This is a genomic window from Companilactobacillus mindensis DSM 14500 (assembly GCF_001434275.1).
GTDB classification, from domain to species: Bacteria; Bacillota; Bacilli; order Lactobacillales; family Lactobacillaceae; genus Companilactobacillus; species Companilactobacillus mindensis.
Genome location: NZ_AZEZ01000018.1, coordinates 1 through 17,459, shown reverse-complemented (window position 1 = coordinate 17,459; position 17,459 = coordinate 1). Strand labels below are relative to the sequence as shown.

Genomic DNA, 17,459 nt, shown 5'->3' with positions numbered 1-17,459 from the left:
ATGGCAACAACGAGTGGTTTACGATCTGATTTCTTATGGGGTGGGGCGGTCGCAGCCCATCAACTAGAAGGCGGCTGGCAAGCTGGTGGCAAAGGGGTCAGTGTGGCTGATGTCATGACTGCCGGTGCCAACGGTGTTCCTCGTGAAATCACGGATGGTGTGATTGCGGGTAAGAATTACCCGAACCATGAAGGCATCGACTTTTATGGTCACTATAAGGAAGATATCAAGCTATTTGCTGAGATGGGCTTCAAGTGTTTTCGGACATCGATCGCCTGGACGCGGATTTTTCCAAATGGTGATGAAGAAGAACCCAATGAAGCGGGTTTGAAGTTCTATGATGATATGTTCGATACTTGCCGGCAATATGGTATCGAACCAGTGATCACGCTGGCCCACTTTGAAATGCCGTACCACTTAGTTAAGGAATATGGTGGCTGGCGTTCGCGGAAAGTTATTGACTTTTTTGTGCACTATGCTGAAACGGTCTTCAAGCGCTATAAGAACAAGGTTAAGTACTGGATGACCTTCAATGAAATTAATAATCAGACGACTTATACGAACCAATTCCTGATGGCGACGGATTCTGGTTTAGTGTTGAAGCCCGATGATCCTGACGCTGAAGCGTTGATGTATCAAGCTGCTCATTATGAAGTCGTTGCCAGTGCGCTAGCCGTTAAGATTGGCCATGCCATTAATCCCGACTTCCAGATTGGCAATATGATCAACATGACACCGATTTATCCTGCAACTGCTAAGCCACAAGATATCATGCAAGCTGAAAAGGCTATGCAGCGGCGTTATTGGTTTGCAGACGTACAGTCATGGGGTTATTATCCAAATAATATGGAAGCTTACTTCAAACAGACTGGTTTCCGCCCTGATATCACGGCCGAAGACCGCCAAGTCTTGAAGGAAGGCACCGTTGATTATATTGGCTTTAGTTACTATAATTCCAACACGGTCGCCGCTCAGGATGATAACCCAAGCTACCACTTTGTTGGGACCGAAGCCGTTGATAATCCATACTTGAAGACGAGCGAATGGGACTGGCCAATCGATCCAGAAGGTTTGCGGTATTCTTTGAATTGGTTACAAGACCGCTATCACAAGCCAATGATGATTGTTGAGAATGGGTTGGGTGCCCGCGACAAAGTCGAAGCCGATGGTAGTATTCATGATCCTTACCGGATTGACTATTTACGCGCTCATATCAGTGAAATGATCAAGGCCGTCACCGAAGATGGGGTCGACTTGATTGGCTATACGCCGTGGGGTTGTATCGATTTGGTCTCAGCTGGAACTGGTCAGATGTCGAAACGTTACGGTTTTATCTACGTCGACAAGGACGATGAAGGTAACGGGACACTAGAGCGCTCGAGGAAGGATTCGTTCTACTGGTATCAAAAAGTGATTCGGACGAATGGGGCCGATTTGAAGTAGGAAACTCGTTGTGCTAGAAGACTACTGAATGATTATGCAGTTCGAACGACGATTATTAGTCAATTAATAACTACTAATTGAAGACGACGTTCAAAGTGAGTGAACTTTGAACGTCGTTTTTCGATTGCCTTATTAGCTTGTTTGATTGGCCAATCAACAATTATTGAACGCGACGATAACCGTAGGTTAGACGTCCGCGATATCTTCCGCTTTCGGCAATTTTTAGTATCTCTACTTTTACATCTTCATACTTATCTACATAATTTTTGATACGTTTACGTTCATCATGATAAGTCGCTTTCTTAAGTCCAATGGTCTTAAGAATATCGCCGACTTTATACCGGTTAGATTTCGGAAGAGACTCTTGTTCGACCCTGATCTGATCAACTATTTGTGTTTTCTTTCGTCCTTTGAGGTTCCGAACAGGGTCATTGATTTTTTTAAGATTTCGTTCTCCAATTTTGCATCATATAATTCTTGATTCTTTTTCGTCAATTCTTCACGAAGTTGATCGATTTCGTTCTTGTTTACTAACTTACGTAATTTCTTCTTATTATGTTTCACTTTGGTTTTTCTGCCTTTCGGATGAGGCTTCAAGGCTTCTATACCATACTGATTGAAGGCTGTCCTCCAAAGACTGATTTGACAAGAATTAACATCAAATTTTGCGGATACTTCGGCTAAAGTTTCATCATGAGTTTGATAGTATTTTATCACATCAACTTTAAACTCAACTGAGAAACTTCGTTTAACTCTTCTTCGTTTAAGAGCGTCTGCGCCGCTCAAACGAAAGTTTTGTATCCATCTACCTACTTGTATTCGAGGCAAGTTACGTTTCTTTGAAAGAAGACTGATACTAATGTCACCTTGAAGATATTCACTAACGACTTCTGCTTTTAATTCTGAACTATATTTGACCATAGAAAAAGTGCTCCATAACTGTTAGATTTCTTGTCTAACAATTATGGAGCACTTTAATTGAAGCGACGGTTCATTTTACTTTGGATTAGAAACTTAAGTACTAAAAAATGCTTTCGATGATTTTTCATCGAAAGCATTTTTAATTGCAAGACAAGATAAACATTGTACTTTACTGAGTAGTGGAAACGAGCTGCGCAGGTGCTTTGCCTGACTTCACAAACTGCTTGCTACGCAGTCAATTCGCAAAGTCCTGCAAATGCTCAGAATCTAAACGGGCCTGCTACGCTCTCTATGCAGCTGCTTCTGCTTCTTGTTCTTGTTTTAGTAGTCTGTTGTCGTAATGTTTGATAAATGGGAACCAAACTAGGAATGCAACAAGGGCACAGACGATTGAAAGGACAGCACCTCTCCAACTAGCAGTGCCGATAAATCCACTCAAACCAACTGGTGTAGGCCATGGTTGTTGTGTAATGATCTTAGGAACTAGTTTTGATGTGACTGCGAAGTAACTGACAAGTCCTGAAACTAATGGAGCACCCAAGAATGGGATAAATAGATCAACGTTATAAACGATAGGTAAACCGAATATTATAGGTTCATTGATATTGAAGATAGCTGGAACAATTTCAACTTTACCAATTTCCTTTAGTTGAGCTGATCTAGAGAAGAATGCTAACCAAATGGCAACACCTAAAGTAGCACCAGAACCACCGATGGTAATAAAGGCGTTAATTGGATCACCGGCAAAGAAATTGTCGGCACCTTTAACATTAGCAGCCAGGTTAGCCAAAATAATTGGTGTGTAGAATGAACTCACGATTGTAGCACCGTGAATACCGAACCACCATAGGAAGTGGATAAGGAAGATGATAATCAAGAATCCCCACCATGTATTTGTAATGTCACTGATAAATGAAAATGGAATGTATAATACCTTGAAAATATCTGTTCCGGCAAGAACTAGAGCTAAGTTAAGAACACTGACAACGATAGCAACACAGGCACCAGGAATCAATGAACTGAATGAGTTAGAAACACCAGCTGGAACTGATTCTGGCATCTTGATTTGCCAGTTGTGTTTAACAGTGAAACGATAAACTTGAACTGTGATCCAACCAACAACTAAACCTGTAAAAATACCCACAGCAGCAATTCTTGTGATACCACCAGTAGATACGGCGTAGCCACCACCGATAATGTTATCTGGTTTTAGAGATTGTTGAAATTGAATAACACCGTTTTTCCAAATTAATTGGGGAACGGTAATGAAGAATGCCATTAAAAACATGAATAAAGCATTTAGTGGAACTAGATTCAAATTCTCTTCTTTTGCATAAATTTTAGTATAAGAGAATGTGAATTGACCAGCGAAGATCAAAGCCAAAATACCCATTGTGGCATTATAGCCAGCTTGGAATAAGTTCGAAAAACGGCCCAAACTATTTGCATATACAGCTGCAAATCCAGGAATTGGAAAAGCTTGGGGTAGAACGTTCAAAATAAGGAAAATAGAACCAATAATGGTGAATGGAATAACACTGTAACCGGCATCCATGATGGCTCTAACAAATCTAGTAGCCGCAAATTTACCAGCAAGGTTCATCATTCGGTTCTTAAAAGAACCTGTACTCTCACTTGACATAAAAATCCCCCCTTCAAAAAGTTACATTCATTCTAATGCGAACGGTTTCAGATGTAAACCAGTTTTTGGAATAAATTCAACAAAAAAGTCCTCGTACTCCAATTGTATCAAGATGTCAAGACTCGTTCGAATCTCTTTCTAATTGAGATTGGTATACCTCTAGAGATTGAAACTTCATGGTAGATTGCAAATTTAATCCGAATTTTTGGACAAATTTGTCAGCATAACCTGATACGGTGTTTGTGGATGTAAGCTGATTCCTGAGACAACTTTTAAGAGCGCGTATAATGAATAAATCGTCTCTCAAAAGGAAGGAATTTTTACATGCCAACTCGTTACGACAAAGAATTCAAACAAAACATTATCAACCTATATAAGCAAGGCGAATCAGCTGCTCAACTGGCCAGAGAATATGGCATTGGCTATTCAACAGTTCATAAGTGGATCCAGGGCTAGGCCAAAACTCAATCCGGTAAATCGCCAGACGAAATCAAAGCGATGGAAAAGCGACTGGCTTCGCTGTCTGAGGAGAACGAAATCCTAAAAAAGCCCTGGGCTTCCTTGCGCAGAAGTAACCAATATTTTTGATTACATTCACCAAGAAAGCCATCACCACCAGGTAACCAAGATGTGCCGAATCCTCGGTGTTTCCAGAGCTCAGTATTATCGTTATCGATCCCCCAAACCTTCAAAACGCCGGGCCGAAGATGCGGACTTGAAACAACGAATTCTGCGGATCTTTGCGGAATTTAAGCAGCGATACGGTGTTATGAAGATCCACCATGAATTGAATCTGGAACTTCAACCACTGCAGCTTCGGTGCAGTCCACGACGGATTTCCCGGCTCATGAAGGAACTGGATATCCACTCCGTTACCGTCAATAAGTGGAAAGCAGCTTCGGCTTCCAAAACCAAGGTTGAACAGCGTCCCAACTTGCTTAAGCAAGATTTCTCGACCACTGGTTTAAATCAAAAATGGACCGCTGATATGACCTATATTCAAACGAAGCGTAATGGCTGGCGTTACTTATCAACCATCATGGACCTGCACTCACGACGGATTATCGGCTATTCGTTCTCAAAAAAGATGGCTACTGATTTAGTCTTAAAGACCCTTGAAAGCGCGGTTAAAAATCGAACCATTACTGGGGACCTGATTATCCATACGGATTTAGGATCACAGTATACCAGCGATGATTACAATCAACGTTTAACTGAACTACATATCCGCCACTCATACAGCCGTAAGGGTTGTCCGTATGATAATGCGCCAATGGAATCCTTTCACGCTTCCCTCAAAAAGGAATGTGTTTATCCAGTGCCGGTCTTTGAAGATTATGAAACTGCCGCTGCCGTCCTTTTTGAATATGTGCATGCTTTCTACAATAGGAAGAGAATTCATAGTTCACTGGGCTACCAGACCCTCTTACAAGTTGAAATTGCAACACTTACGAACCAAATGGCCGCCTGACTTAATGCTTTCCAGGGTTCAAATAAGTTATTAATCGCGATTAATGATTTATTTGAGCTGTGGAAGGTAAACGCGGTTCTGAATGTCTCTTAAAATCTGTCTCAAATATTGACTTCAATCCACTGTAAGCCTCAAGACGATCCCCTGCTTGTAGCAATACAAACAGGAGTGTATAACGTCGATGTGACCCGAAACACTGGTATTAAGCGGGCAACCTTTATAAGATACTGAAAGCAATTTAGTGTTAAAAGATAATGAACTTAGCTAGTCTCTACAAGGTATTTATTAATACATACTATATGTATTAATTGTACATATAGTTATTATGTGTTATTATGTTTATAACGATATTCATTAAGCATACTTAGTATATATGAGGAGGAGTACTAATGGAAATTATCACATTTTCAGCTATAAAAGGCGGCGTTGGTAAAACTACCCTAGCTTTTAATTATGGTGAGTGGTTAGCAAAAAATGGCAAGCATGTTTTATTTATTGACTTAGACCACCAAAGTAATTTAACCCAGACTTACAACATTTACGACAATCAAGACACCGTTGGCAACATTTTCTTAGATCGAGGGAAAGTCAAAATACATGAAATAAGTGCTTATATTAGTATAATTGCCGGAGATATGCACCTTGACGATATTGAGCGTACCATTGAAAATAAGACTAACAAAAACATGTTCCTCTACATGTGGTTGTCAGATAATTATGAACGTTTAAATTTAGGAAAATTTGAGTATATTATTTTAGATTGCCACCCAGATTTTTCTACTGCTACCAAAAATGCAGTCATCATCAGTAATGCTATTCTTAGTCCAATCACGCCCAGTGAACATGGGTATAATGCAAAATTTAACCTAGAAGAAAGAATTAACGAGTTACGCAAAGAAGCCATTGATTACTCTACTAGAAAATCTTATGTCACGACCAAATTATTTTTTATCGCCAACATGATTAAACACAACACAAGATCATCTCGCGAGTTATTAAAAGCCTTAAAAGGCGATCCTAGTGTATTGGCTACAGTTCCAGAAAAGGAGCTATTCAATCGTTCAACGTTGGATAAAAAATCTCTTTCAAAAATGGCTGAGGACCACAAAACATATATTGATCAACATGAATTTTTCAACAGTATGGACAAAACATTTAATGAAATCACGGAAAAATTATAAATATTTCGTACACGTATCAATCACATGTATACTCAATACGTGTGCATGTTAATTATAAAGGAGGACTACCTATGGCATTCGATCCAGAGAACAAAAACATAAAAAAGGCACTACAAAAAAATGAAACAGAACAGCCAACTGATACTAAAGATAAACTTGTTATTCCTGTTTTTAAAGATGAAGAGGAACGTACTAAGAACTATACCTTTTCACTTCAACCTAGCGCACGCAAAAGACTTGACGGTCTGGCCAAAGAACATAATTTTAAGTCTGCCTCCAAATTTTTAAATGAGCTTATAAAAAATATGTGATGTCACTTTAAGGGGGGAGTTGTTATGGGAATTTCAATAAGTGTTATATTTTTGTTTGCCAGCCTTATTGTCTTTTGGATAATCCCAGCCATTGGAATTGCAAAAAAGCACCTGGTAGATGACCGCTTTTTTATTCGACAGTGGTTATTTCCAATGCAGTATTGGTTACAGCTATTATTTGAAAGAATCAGTGGTAACCGTCGTATTGTCGTAAGAATTTTTCAAATAATGTCCCTGTTTATCACGTATTTTTGCGGGTTGCTTATGCTCATGATTTTCAGTGTTTTTGATGGAAATTTGCTTAAACACCCCGAAGCATTTTTACTTTTTGAATATTTACTGGTATCTTCTATCGCTTACTGGTTTCAACCAAAAGCTGGCAAAGTATATAAGACCAAATAAAGTTGCCGCTTAGTAAGCGCTATGCTAAACTGAGATTAATTTAACAACCGAATAAAGAGATCAAGCTAAACAGAAAAATCCCCGATTCACGAGGAATCAGGGATTTTGGGTTTAGCAAGTAGCTATAAGGCAGCTACTTAGATTCAGTCGATTTTCACCGCCAAGTTAAAATCGACTGAACATTGTTCTTAATTTGTAGGTTAATTATACCGCAAACCAGTCCACAAGGACAAGTTAAGGATAGTTAAAAACAAATTAAAGTCAATGGACTAAGTAGCTAACCAGAGCTATTTAGTCCATTTTTTGTTGTTAGAACTTAAAAAAGTTGCCGACTGGGCAACTCACAAACAGACATATGCTGGTAAATTACAAAGCATTCATTTAGCCGTGAGGCTTTGTAATTCAGTTAGAGCATATCAGATTTGTATTGTAATGCAAGTCGAATGTTTTAGCAACTCTCTTTTGAGACAGCGTGTGTCAGTCAAGAAAGGGAGTTTTTATTATGACAAAATCAACAAATTTTAATTACTATGAAGCAGATAACGTATATGGAGCCTTATTTTTCCAGTTCCCTAAGGTATTAATGTATGGCGAGCAATACAAGCATTTAAGCAATGACGCTAAATTAGCCTATATGGTACTAAAAGACCGATTAGAGTATTCTTTGCGCAATAACTGGGTTGATAGTGAAGGACACGTCTACTTTATCTTTACCAATCAAGAACTAATGGACTTGTTCAATTGTTCAAAGGGAAAAGTCATCAAAATAAAAGCAGAGCTGGAATCAATCGGATTACTCGTTCAGAAACAAATGGGCTTTAACCCGAAAACTAAGAAAAATGAACCGAATCGCTTATATCTGTCCAAGCTCGATGTGAAAGCAACCGATGTCTATTTACGCGGCGAATTTGGTCAAAAAAGCTCTCAAACCCTTGCTACGAGCGGAAGTTCAAAAAATGAACTTCCGCGGAAGACCGTTGAAACCCTTGCTACGAGCGGAAGTTCAAAAAATGAACTTCCGCATAAGTTCGTTGACAACAGCTCTCAAACCCTTGCTACGAGCGGAAGTTCAAAAAATGGACTTAATCTATATAGAGAACCTAAAGAAAGAGACAAAAACAGATACAATATAGATACTCAAAAGTTGGACTTTTCCACAGCCAATTTCTCACCAGCAGAAATTCAAAAGCAAAACCGGGATTTGGTGAACCATGCTAATGACTTCTTAACTGATGAAGACAGTGGCTTACCGGTTTTCTTAGAACCAGAAGCCGTGCAATTACTTAGCTTCTGGTGCCGAACTCCGCAACAAATGCATCGTTTTATTGGCATTATCTTAAATGCTAAATACCGAGTTGAAAAGGATCATCAAGATATTGGCGTCATAATCCCGCTTGACGACGAAGAACTAAAACCTTTGATGACTAAAGCCTTAAGACGCTACTTTAACGCCCTAAGAAGCAATGAGAAGCATATCAAGAACGTGGAGAACTACTTATACGGCACCATGCAAAACCTATTTGGGATTTGGTGGAATAAAAAAGCGGTTAGAAAATATGCGGCTAAACACCCCGAATAACAGAACACTGACAATGAGCGTTCTTGGAATTAAACGTCATATTAGCTCATTTGAGCCGTTTTAAGTGTTGCAGTGCATAATTATATTAAAACTGCTTTAAAATCGCTTAGAAGCAAAAACAGGCGCCTTAAGTGGTTGAATAGGTGATGACTGAACTAAGTGAAAGTGAAGGGAGCCTTTTAAATGATCAAACCAAGCAAAGAAATCGAAACAATTGATCAATTGTTGGCTGACCCCTGGGCAGTCAATATTCAAGACATTTGGGAACAAGCGGCATATAATCCAGATCCTGATAAACGCAAGCTGTTTGACGCGTTACACACTTACCTCCTAGATAAACGCCAAGAGCAAATTATCAACGAAAAGCATTTTGTGATTTAACATGGACAGGTCAAATAATCAGTGACTGAAATAAAAAGAAGGCACAAAATATGGCTAAAACTCGAACATATATGGACAAGTATAAATTCACAGCTGCAGAAAACCAACGGTTTGCCCGAGCAAACTTTACCAAGTTAGTGCATACTAATGCTCGTTTTGAAGGCGTTAATACCACTTTGCCACAAACACAAACTATTATGGACGGTATGAGCGTAGCAGGAGTACCTGTTGAAGATGTTTTGACGATTGTTAATTTAAAGCGTGGGTGGCAATATATCACTGCTCAAAATTCCCCTTTAACGTTAACCATGGAAAAACAAATCAACAAGATTGTGGCAGCGGAAGACGCCTTAGTACCGGGAGAATTACGGCAAGGGAAAGGAGGAGTTGATTTAGGTAGTGAAGACTTTTTTGAACCACCTTTAATTAACGAAAAACAAGAACAATCCTTTTTACAAAAAATCTTGGCTGATCCACGAATGACGATTACTGATAAAGCATTGACTGTCATGTATCATAATATGCGCCAACAAATCTTTTGGGACGGAAACAAAAGGACGGCAACTTTAAGTGCCAATAAAATTATGATTGACGGTGGCGCTGGTTTAATTAATATCCCATTAGATAAGTGGGATCAATGGAACGAACTAATTGCCAATTATTATCAGACTAATGACATGACTAAAATTAAACAGTGGACATATGATAATGGTATTCAAGGATTACAAATTCGAGCAAACAAAAAATTAAGTGCTAATGAATTAAACCAGATGTACAAGCAACTAAAAAAAAACGGATAAATTAGAACTTAAACTAGTTGAAGACGAGATTAGTAAAAGAACCCAAAACCATCTCAAAGACTTTGCCAAAAACAATCTAGAAATTAAGCCAAAAAACAATCCTGAAAATAAAAACGATCGGCCTAGTTATTAGGTTGATCGTTTTTTAATTTATTCGGTTTATGAGCATTAACATAATTAGCAAATATTTTTAAAAGATCTTCGGTTTGTTCGACCGAAAGGTTATCAGCTTGAAAGTATTTTTCGAGCAAAGCCCCTTTTTGAATTAATCGGCGAGAACGGGCTTTGCGGGCTTGTCGATTTTCGTAGTATTTAGATTGCCGTAATTTAAAATCTTCCCGCTCAATTTTTTGTTTTAAACGCGCTTGCTGCTCGACTAGTTTTTCATATTGATTAGACATGGAATTTTCCTATCTCGTATGGCTAATGATCTACGGACTTTACCTTTAAAAATTCAGAAAATTGCTTGGCTAAAAGCTTAATCTGATCGTTAGACAAATTAGCATAATCTAAATTGGATTGACTGATGATTTGTTTACCTAGCCGTTGTTCAATCTTATTTTTTTCGTCCTTAATTTTTTGATTAAGGGCTTTTAATTTAGCTTCTTGTTTTTCTAAGTTACTTTGAGACATAACGATCCCTCCAATCATATTAGAAATAATCACCGACACTATATCATATAAGAAACGTTAAGTCAAAGTATAAAAGTTGAAATAGCGAAGCGGAAGGCATACACTAAGTTAAAGTTAAAAGAATCAGAAGACCGAGTGAAACGAGGTCAATGCGCACTTACACGTCATCTTTGATGACGTTGTGATAAACCCATTAAAATCTGTATTAGAAGTCGCCGATGGCGACAACAAAGTCAAACCCATAAACCCAAAGAAAGGTGGTGACCGACATGGCAATTTTTCACATGAGCTTTAGTAATATTAGTGCTGGTAAAGGACGAAGTGCGATTGCCAGTGCCGCTTATCGAAGTGGTGAAAAGCTATTTGATGATAAGGAAGGTCGCCACTATTTTTATGCCCGCTCGGTTATGCCTGAAAGCTTTATTTTAACCCCCAAAAATGCACCAGAATGGGCCAGTGATCGAGAGCAGTTGTGGAATGAAGTTGAAAAGAAAGATCGTAAATCAAACTCACGGTATGCCAAAGAGTTTAACGTGGCTTTACCGGTAGAATTAAGTGAATCCGAACAGAAAGAATTACTGACAAAATATGTGCAAGAAAATTTTGTTGATGAGGGCATGGCAGCCGACGTGGCAATTCATCGCGACCACCCAGATAATCCGCACGCTCATGTGATGTTAACCAATCGCCCATTTAACCCCGATGGTACTTGGGGACAGAAAACAAAAACCGAATACATTTTAGATAGTCATGGTAATAAAACTAAGACCCCTGCAGGGAATGTGAGAAACCGAAAAATTTGGTTGGTTGATTGGGATAAAAAAGAAAAAATCAATCAATGGCGGCACAATTGGGCGGTTAGTGTAAATCAAGTTTTAGAGCAAAAAAATATTCCCGATCGGATCAGCGAAAAATCATTTATCGAGGAGGGAATAGATGATACACCAACTCAACATGAGGGAATCAATAGTAAGCGGCATGAAAGAAAAGAATTTAACCAACAAGTTAAGAACTATCGTAAGTCCAAAGCTGGCTATAAAAACAACCAAGAAAAAGTAATCAATAGAGGTCATTTAGATAGCCTAAGTAAACACTTCTCGTTTAATGAAAAACGGGTAGTTAAAGAGTTAAGCCATGAACTGAAAACTTATATCAGTTTGGAGAACTTAGATGATAAACGGCGCATGCTATTTAATTGGAAAAACAGCACCTTAATTAAACATGCGGTTGGTGAAGATGTGACTAAACAATTATTGACAATTAACCAACAAGAAAGCTCACTCAAAAAAGCAGATGAACTCTTAAATAAAGTGGTCGATCGCACTACGAAAAAACTTTATCCAGAGCTTAATTTTGAACAGACCACGCAAGCTGAAAGACGAGAATTAATTAAGGAAACCGATAGCGAACAAACAGTTTTCAAGGGTAGTGAATTAAACGAACGTTTAATGAATATTCGTGATGATTTATTGACCCGACAATTATTGACCTTTACCAAACGGCCATACGTTGGCTGGAAGTTATTAATGCAACAAGAAAAGGAAGTCAAAATCGAACTGAAATATACGCTGATGATTCATGACGATAACTTAGAAAGTCTAGAACACGTCGATCAAGGGTTACTAGAGAAATATTCACCAACCGAACAGCAAAAGATTACTCGCGCAGTCAAAGATTTGCGAACAATCATGGCTGTTAAGCAAGTTATTCAAACCCAATACCAGGAAGTTTTAAGAAGAGCCTTTCCTAACGGCAATTTTAATGAATTACCAATGATTAAACAGGAACAAGCCTATACAGCCGTGATGTACTATGATCCTGTTTTAAAGCCATGTCAGGCCGAAACGATTGAACAGTGGCAAGCAAATCCACCACAGGTGTTCAGTCCCCAAGAACATCAACAAGGACTAGCTTATTTATCGGGACAGCTTAGCTTAGATCAGTTAGAAAATCATCACTTACAACGGGTTTTAAAGCATGATGGCACTAAACAACTCTTTTTTGGCGAATGCAAAGCCGATCCGACGATTAAGAACAGTCAGATCGAGAAAATTCAAAAACAGTTAAAAGGGCAACAAGCCAAGGACGACCAGTACAGAAAAGCAAATATCGGACATTATCAACCACTGAACTACAAGCCAGTTAGTCCAGACTATTACTTAAAGACGGCCTTTAGTAACGCAATCATGACCGCCCTATATGCCCGTGATGAAGATTACGAACGGCAAAAACAGGCGCAAGGTTTAAAGGAGACTGAGTGGGAAATGACGAAAAAGCAACGGCAACACCAAACTCGAAACCGGCATGAAGATGGTGGTATGCACTTGTAATTTAAATGTAAAATAAAAAAGCTATCATCCCAGGATCTTAATAAGTTCTATCAAGGCTTGCAACAACAAGTTCAGCAAGCAACTAGTCCACAACAGAAAGCACAATTTAAAAAACAGTTAAACGATGTGCACCAAGAAATCAGTGAGCGAACACAGAAGCAACTGAAATCCTTTGCTGAACAGCATCCAGAAATCAAACATGAAGTGAACCCCGGCCGACGAATAGCAAACCAAAACACGATTCAATCATAAAAGGCCGCCTCGGTTAAAATACCGAGACAGCCTTTTACAAGACATTACTATATTCGCATTAAACCCGTTTGCGTTGATTTAGCTCATCAGCGGGACGATACCAGATACTGACTAGCACTAGCACCAGGAAAAGTCCCGTCATCGCCGCAATCGACTTATTGGGTGTTAACTTGATTTTTTGCGTTGGGTTCTTTGGCTTAAAGACCCGATTAACATTCCATTGCATGGTCATTTGAGGTCGCTTGGTAATTGCGCCCGTGTCATTCGAAAAGTGCAGTAGCCCACTACCATAAAGTGCTGGCGTCTTACCATGATTAATGATCGTGACGTTCAGCTGCTTAGCATGGACCGCCCGATAATTGATTTGTTGTACCTTTTCAGCTTGACCCGTCACTCGTTTCAAGACGCTGCCTTGGTGCTTAACAACGATTGTCACGCGATTCTTCGACTTGGTGTGTAACACTAATTGGTTGCTTTGTTCACCATGAAGTTGAACAACGAAGTGATCGCGCGTTTTAACGCCCAGCGTATTCGGGGTGAAATAAGCCCCGTTTCCCTGCATCGCAATCGAAATCTGATTCACAGTCACTTTTTTGCTCATCTGCATCAGATTCAGCATGCCAACCAAGGTGCCCAACATCAACACCCAACTGATTGCCAATCGTCGTTTGAAGTTCAAGGCTAGCGCTGGCATTGTGCTCCAGCCCTCACACCCGAGCAACATAATGATGGGTAATAATGGCAAGGCATAGCGCGGTTCAACTTCCCAAATCAGCACATGAAAGGCTGTCAGTCCAAGCAAAACTAAGCTGAGCATCGCCGTTGAAATCAAGTGTTTACGCTGCGTGAACAGTTGCCATATACTCCCAGTCAGCAGGGCCAAATACCAGCTCTGTGTCAGCAATAACGCCCAGAATTTATAGTGCCGCTGGTGCAGAATATACCGTGAAGGCGCTTTGAGCCACTGAGCAATCAGATTGATGGCGTCAAAGTCCCCATGACTATAAAATACGCCTAGTTTTTGATAAAAATGATCGACTAACCCAAGCGGTCCCATCTGCTCAACGCGTGATTTGATGGACTCAGCCGCCATTTTCTTCTTAGCAGCCTGAGTCTTCGTATTGCGAATCGGATAAAAATCGGCACCATGATATTGCCCCTGCGTATCTGGATTCAAACTCATGGCGATCCAACTCGTGACCGGCGTGGCTAGTTCAGGATTCTTGACATAGCCGTTATGCTTAGCAGCCGTCGTCATCAACATCGTGATCAGGCCCAATGTCACGACACTGCCCACTAACCATTCAACGGCTAGTCGCCATCTGGTTTTGTCGCGTACCACCATCAGGCCGACCGTTAACAGGACCGCGATGATTAGCACCACTAGATTGCTCTTCATCACATAACCCATTGCAAGCAGTAGCCAAGTCCCGGCACCCGCAAGCCACCGTTGCCAGCCACGCTTGTTCACAAATAACCAGCCTAACGCCGCCACGTTTAACGCCAGTGGCATCACGAGGGCATCATTATATGGAAACACGCCGTAGCTATAGACGGGGATACTCAGCAGCCAAGTCAGCATCAACAATAACCCACTTGGGCGCCAGTGTTGCCAATGTTTGAGCAGCACCAATCCCGACAACAGCCCAGTATCGATCCACGCAAACCGCAACAAGTTCAGGATCATCCACGGTGCCTTGATGCCCATGCCTAACAAGAGCTTGATGAACACACTTTCCAGCAGCGCAGAATTCACATTATTAGGATAAACTTTAAAATAATACGCCCAGCGATGACTGCCTTGCGCGAGCGCAATCGCTTGGTTACGCACAAAGTAGACATCGGCCCGCGTCGCATCAATAAAATGGACCGCCACCCACACTTGCGCAATCAGGATCAATCCGGCAATCCCATATAGCCAGTAGCGATAAGTGCGCGCCGAAATGTTCTGACAGGCCTTTTTGATCGCATTAAGTATCAGCAAGAAGCCCAGCGCCGTCACAATCAGAATGACTGGTTTTGCCCAGTCTTCCTTGTTGAAGAAGTCTGTCGGCATTAAAGCAGCCAGCAACAGAACGACACTTAAAACACCAGCTGCTAGCCAGTTGAAGCCAATCAATAACTTTCTAGTCACTAAGACGCACCTACCATTTCATTCAGCTGGGCTGTTTGTTGTGTCGGCGTATAGTCATCTTGTTCGATAATATAACGCGGCCGGTGTTTGACCTCCGCATAAATTTTCCCGATATATTCACCAATCACACTGATACCGACTAATTGAATGCCACCTAAAAACCATAAGCTGATCATTAACGACGTCCAGCCGCTGATGACATTGCCGGTGAAGAAGCGGACGATGGCGTAAATGACCATGATGAGGCTAATCCCAATGACTAAAATTCCCAACGACATAATTGCTTTTACTGGTGCAATCGAAAATGAGGTAATGCCGTCAAAAGCAAATGACAACATCTTTTTGAGTGGGTACTTAGTCTCACCCGCGAGTCGGGGTTTGCGTTGATAGTATAGTTTTTCGGTATTAAAACCCAACTGTGGTACAATACCGCGCAGGAACAGATTGGTTTCTTGATATTCCATTAGTACGTCGATTGCGCGTCGTCCTAGCAGTCTGAAATCGGCATGGTCTGGGACCAATTGAACCCCCATTTTCCCCATTAAGCCGTAAAACGCTTCGGCGGTCCACCGTTTAAAATGAGAATCGCTCGAACGATCATTGCGCACGCCCAAGACCACTTCATTGCCCCCCTGATAGCTAGCAACCATCTTAGGAATCAAGTTCTCGTCATCCTGCAAATCAGCATCAATCGTAATCACACAATCTGAGTACTTCCCCGCAACCTTCATTCCGGCCATTAAAGCATTCTGATGGCCAAAGTTCCGACTAAATTTTAAGCCAGTGAACAACGCATTATCGCGTTCTAATTGCTGAATCAATGACCAAGTCTTATCACGACTACCATCATTGACAAACAAGATCTTACTCTTCTGACTCACCTGCTGAATGTCAATCATGTTCTGCAGTATCCGACGTAGTGTCGCTGCCGAAGTCGGTAAAACTTCAGCCTCGTTATAGCATGGCACCACAATCGTGAGCGTTGTCAGCTTCATTATTAATACTCCCCCTATAATAAACCGGTAAATTACGGCGTCATACATCACCGCTACCTACCCCTTATTTAATCCCTAACGACGATAAGCGTCATAGTTAGATTTTAGCGTTTATCGTCGACGTTTATGCTTATAATATAACTATATTAAATCATTGGGATAAGTTTTAAAAGGTACCATTGATGTTAATCATTAATAATCTCGTGACAGATAGAACTTTCAAGTTTACAAACGACGAGTTAATAAGGGTTAAACAAATAAATAACTCAATATACAAAATGATATAAAAATACCTGTTATTTTTAATATTGTTTGCATATAGGTAGCATCTTTTAGTTTATAACGAAACATTATAAATCTCCTTTAATTAGTGTCTCCTGAATAACCATTTTTTAGCATTAGGTCGCCTTTTAGACGGCTTTTTGATTATAATGGATGCAGTAGTTTTGTTGGAATTTTAGAAAAAAGTTGGTTCTGAAAACTTAGAGGCGAATCATTCATGTATAAAAAGTTAAACTCGATGGAGATATCATGAATAAGTCAACTTTTCAGCTACTTGGTAATGTTGCTTCAGCAGATTTCTACCTTTGTGAAGGCAGTGATATTACTTTAATATCTGATAATAATGCCTATAATATGAAAGCTTTAGCCCAAGAAGCGCTTAAACTGCGTGTTCCTAATTCTTTGACCGTTATTGATTTAAACAACTTCTACGTTGGTATGATCCCTATTGATCATAATCAGATATTGACCATGATTCCTCATATTAACACCACCAATATCCCATTCAATTATCAGGAAATCACTAATTTTATCGGGTCTAGAATTTTTGGTGTTGGAAAGTATTTCCATTCCAAAAGTACTAGGCCCTAATTTAAAAAGCCATTGATAATGGATCAAAAAAGGCCAATAGGGTATACCTTAATGGCCATTTCGTGTCTCACAATCTATTTAAGTTAGATATGTTCATTAGAACTGTCTAAA

17 protein-coding genes and 2 pseudogenes are annotated in these 17,459 nt (G+C 40.0%); 13 read left to right on the top strand and 6 right to left on the bottom strand.

Annotated features, from left to right (window positions below; translation table 11 throughout):
- A complete protein-coding gene (locus tag FD29_RS02755; RefSeq protein ID WP_057887454.1) occupies window positions 1-1,443 on the top strand; it encodes a 6-phospho-beta-glucosidase in 1,443 nt (480 codons plus the stop codon).
- 387 nt (window positions 1,444-1,830) lie between these two features.
- Here FD29_RS02755 and FD29_RS02750 read toward each other — a convergent pair whose 3' ends face one another.
- Window positions 1,831-2,364, bottom strand: a complete 534-nt coding sequence (locus FD29_RS02750) for a helix-turn-helix domain-containing protein (RefSeq protein WP_057887453.1) — start codon at window positions 2,362-2,364, stop codon at window positions 1,831-1,833.
- Between the two features lie 289 nt (window positions 2,365-2,653).
- Window positions 2,654-4,006 (bottom strand): PTS cellobiose transporter subunit IIC, encoded by a 1,353-nt coding sequence (gene celB, locus FD29_RS02745; RefSeq protein WP_057887452.1) that lies wholly within the window; start codon window positions 4,004-4,006, stop codon window positions 2,654-2,656.
- Between the two features lie 324 nt (window positions 4,007-4,330).
- Here celB and FD29_RS11355 point away from each other — a divergent pair, with 324 nt between their 5' ends.
- From FD29_RS11355 to FD29_RS02705, 9 genes and pseudogenes are all read left to right on the top strand, one after another.
- A complete protein-coding gene (locus FD29_RS11355; protein ID WP_087843058.1) occupies window positions 4,331-4,462 on the top strand; it encodes a helix-turn-helix domain-containing protein in 132 nt (43 codons plus the stop codon).
- 124 nt (window positions 4,463-4,586) lie between these two features.
- On the top strand, window positions 4,587-5,477 hold the full coding sequence (locus FD29_RS02735) for an IS3 family transposase (RefSeq protein WP_307724436.1): 891 nt from the start codon (window positions 4,587-4,589) through the stop codon (window positions 5,475-5,477).
- A 126-nt stretch (window positions 5,478-5,603) separates the two neighbouring features.
- A pseudogene (locus FD29_RS11585) lies at window positions 5,604-5,708 on the top strand (recombinase family protein); the annotation flags it as partial.
- 158 nt (window positions 5,709-5,866) lie between these two features.
- Entirely contained in the window at window positions 5,867-6,658 is a 792-nt protein-coding gene (locus FD29_RS02730; RefSeq protein WP_057887451.1) for a ParA family protein, read from the top strand.
- A gap of 71 nt (window positions 6,659-6,729) precedes the next feature.
- Entirely contained in the window at window positions 6,730-6,969 is a 240-nt protein-coding gene (locus tag FD29_RS02725; RefSeq protein WP_010011603.1) for a hypothetical protein, read from the top strand.
- Window positions 6,970-6,993: 24 nt separating this feature from the next.
- Window positions 6,994-7,371: a hypothetical protein gene (locus FD29_RS02720; RefSeq protein WP_040472813.1), complete on the top strand. Its 378-nt coding sequence runs from the start codon at window positions 6,994-6,996 to the stop codon at window positions 7,369-7,371.
- Between the two features lie 502 nt (window positions 7,372-7,873).
- Window positions 7,874-8,950 (top strand): replication initiator protein A, encoded by a 1,077-nt coding sequence (locus FD29_RS02715; RefSeq protein ID WP_057887450.1) that lies wholly within the window; start codon window positions 7,874-7,876, stop codon window positions 8,948-8,950.
- Window positions 8,951-9,133: 183 nt separating this feature from the next.
- Window positions 9,134-9,331 (top strand): hypothetical protein, encoded by a 198-nt coding sequence (locus FD29_RS02710; RefSeq protein WP_057887449.1) that lies wholly within the window; start codon window positions 9,134-9,136, stop codon window positions 9,329-9,331.
- Window positions 9,332-9,381: 50 nt separating this feature from the next.
- The gene (locus FD29_RS02705) at window positions 9,382-10,131 is read left to right on the top strand and encodes a Fic family protein (RefSeq protein ID WP_057887448.1); all 750 of its coding nucleotides are present in this window, start codon (window positions 9,382-9,384) and stop codon (window positions 10,129-10,131) included.
- Between the two features lie 122 nt (window positions 10,132-10,253).
- Here FD29_RS02705 and FD29_RS02700 read toward each other — a convergent pair whose 3' ends face one another.
- Both FD29_RS02700 and FD29_RS02695 read right to left on the bottom strand, forming a co-directional pair.
- Window positions 10,254-10,532 carry a hypothetical protein gene (locus FD29_RS02700; RefSeq protein ID WP_057887447.1) on the bottom strand — a complete coding sequence of 93 codons (279 nt, stop codon included), beginning with the start codon at window positions 10,530-10,532 and terminating at the stop codon, window positions 10,254-10,256.
- A 22-nt stretch (window positions 10,533-10,554) separates the two neighbouring features.
- The gene (locus tag FD29_RS02695) at window positions 10,555-10,782 is read right to left on the bottom strand and encodes a hypothetical protein (RefSeq protein ID WP_080633844.1); all 228 of its coding nucleotides are present in this window, start codon (window positions 10,780-10,782) and stop codon (window positions 10,555-10,557) included.
- 251 nt (window positions 10,783-11,033) lie between these two features.
- On the opposite strand from FD29_RS02695, the gene mobQ reads away from it, so the two are divergent.
- Entirely contained in the window at window positions 11,034-13,094 is a 2,061-nt protein-coding gene (mobQ, locus tag FD29_RS02690) for a MobQ family relaxase (RefSeq protein ID WP_057887446.1), read from the top strand.
- Between the two features lie 12 nt (window positions 13,095-13,106).
- Window positions 13,107-13,346: pseudogene (locus FD29_RS11785) on the top strand (hypothetical protein); the annotation flags it as partial.
- Window positions 13,347-13,404: 58 nt separating this feature from the next.
- Here FD29_RS11785 and FD29_RS02680 read toward each other — a convergent pair.
- Entirely contained in the window at window positions 13,405-15,480 is a 2,076-nt protein-coding gene (locus FD29_RS02680; protein ID WP_057887445.1) for a hypothetical protein, read from the bottom strand.
- Entirely contained in the window at window positions 15,480-16,475 is a 996-nt protein-coding gene (locus tag FD29_RS02675; protein WP_057887444.1) for a glycosyltransferase family 2 protein, read from the bottom strand. Before FD29_RS02675 ends, FD29_RS02680 begins: the two co-directional genes overlap by 1 nt.
- Before the next feature lie 531 nt (window positions 16,476-17,006).
- On the opposite strand from FD29_RS02675, the gene FD29_RS02670 reads away from it, so the two are divergent.
- The gene (locus FD29_RS02670) at window positions 17,007-17,348 is read left to right on the top strand and encodes a hypothetical protein (RefSeq protein WP_027822984.1); all 342 of its coding nucleotides are present in this window, start codon (window positions 17,007-17,009) and stop codon (window positions 17,346-17,348) included.
- Window positions 17,349-17,459 lie beyond the last annotated feature (111 nt).

What these genes read in the sequence shown, in the direction of transcription:
- FD29_RS02755 (WP_057887454.1), top strand. Translation starts at nt 1, where the DNA reads ATGGCAACAACGAGTGGTTTACGATCTGATTTCTTATGGGGTGGGGCG.
- FD29_RS02750 (WP_057887453.1), bottom strand. Translation starts at nt 2,364, where the DNA reads ATGGTCAAATATAGTTCAGAATTAAAAGCAGAAGTCGTTAGTGAATAT.
- celB (WP_057887452.1), bottom strand. Translation starts at nt 4,006, where the DNA reads ATGTCAAGTGAGAGTACAGGTTCTTTTAAGAACCGAATGATGAACCTT.
- FD29_RS11355 (WP_087843058.1), top strand. Translation starts at nt 4,331, where the DNA reads ATGCCAACTCGTTACGACAAAGAATTCAAACAAAACATTATCAACCTA.
- FD29_RS02730 (WP_057887451.1), top strand. Translation starts at nt 5,867, where the DNA reads ATGGAAATTATCACATTTTCAGCTATAAAAGGCGGCGTTGGTAAAACT.
- FD29_RS02725 (WP_010011603.1), top strand. Translation starts at nt 6,730, where the DNA reads ATGGCATTCGATCCAGAGAACAAAAACATAAAAAAGGCACTACAAAAA.
- FD29_RS02720 (WP_040472813.1), top strand. Translation starts at nt 6,994, where the DNA reads ATGGGAATTTCAATAAGTGTTATATTTTTGTTTGCCAGCCTTATTGTC.
- FD29_RS02715 (WP_057887450.1), top strand. Translation starts at nt 7,874, where the DNA reads ATGACAAAATCAACAAATTTTAATTACTATGAAGCAGATAACGTATAT.
- FD29_RS02710 (WP_057887449.1), top strand. Translation starts at nt 9,134, where the DNA reads ATGATCAAACCAAGCAAAGAAATCGAAACAATTGATCAATTGTTGGCT.
- FD29_RS02705 (WP_057887448.1), top strand. Translation starts at nt 9,382, where the DNA reads ATGGCTAAAACTCGAACATATATGGACAAGTATAAATTCACAGCTGCA.
- FD29_RS02700 (WP_057887447.1), bottom strand. Translation starts at nt 10,532, where the DNA reads ATGTCTAATCAATATGAAAAACTAGTCGAGCAGCAAGCGCGTTTAAAA.
- FD29_RS02695 (WP_080633844.1), bottom strand. Translation starts at nt 10,782, where the DNA reads ATGATTGGAGGGATCGTTATGTCTCAAAGTAACTTAGAAAAACAAGAA.
- mobQ (WP_057887446.1), top strand. Translation starts at nt 11,034, where the DNA reads ATGGCAATTTTTCACATGAGCTTTAGTAATATTAGTGCTGGTAAAGGA.
- FD29_RS02675 (WP_057887444.1), bottom strand. Translation starts at nt 16,475, where the DNA reads ATGAAGCTGACAACGCTCACGATTGTGGTGCCATGCTATAACGAGGCT.
- FD29_RS02670 (WP_027822984.1), top strand. Translation starts at nt 17,007, where the DNA reads ATGAATAAGTCAACTTTTCAGCTACTTGGTAATGTTGCTTCAGCAGAT.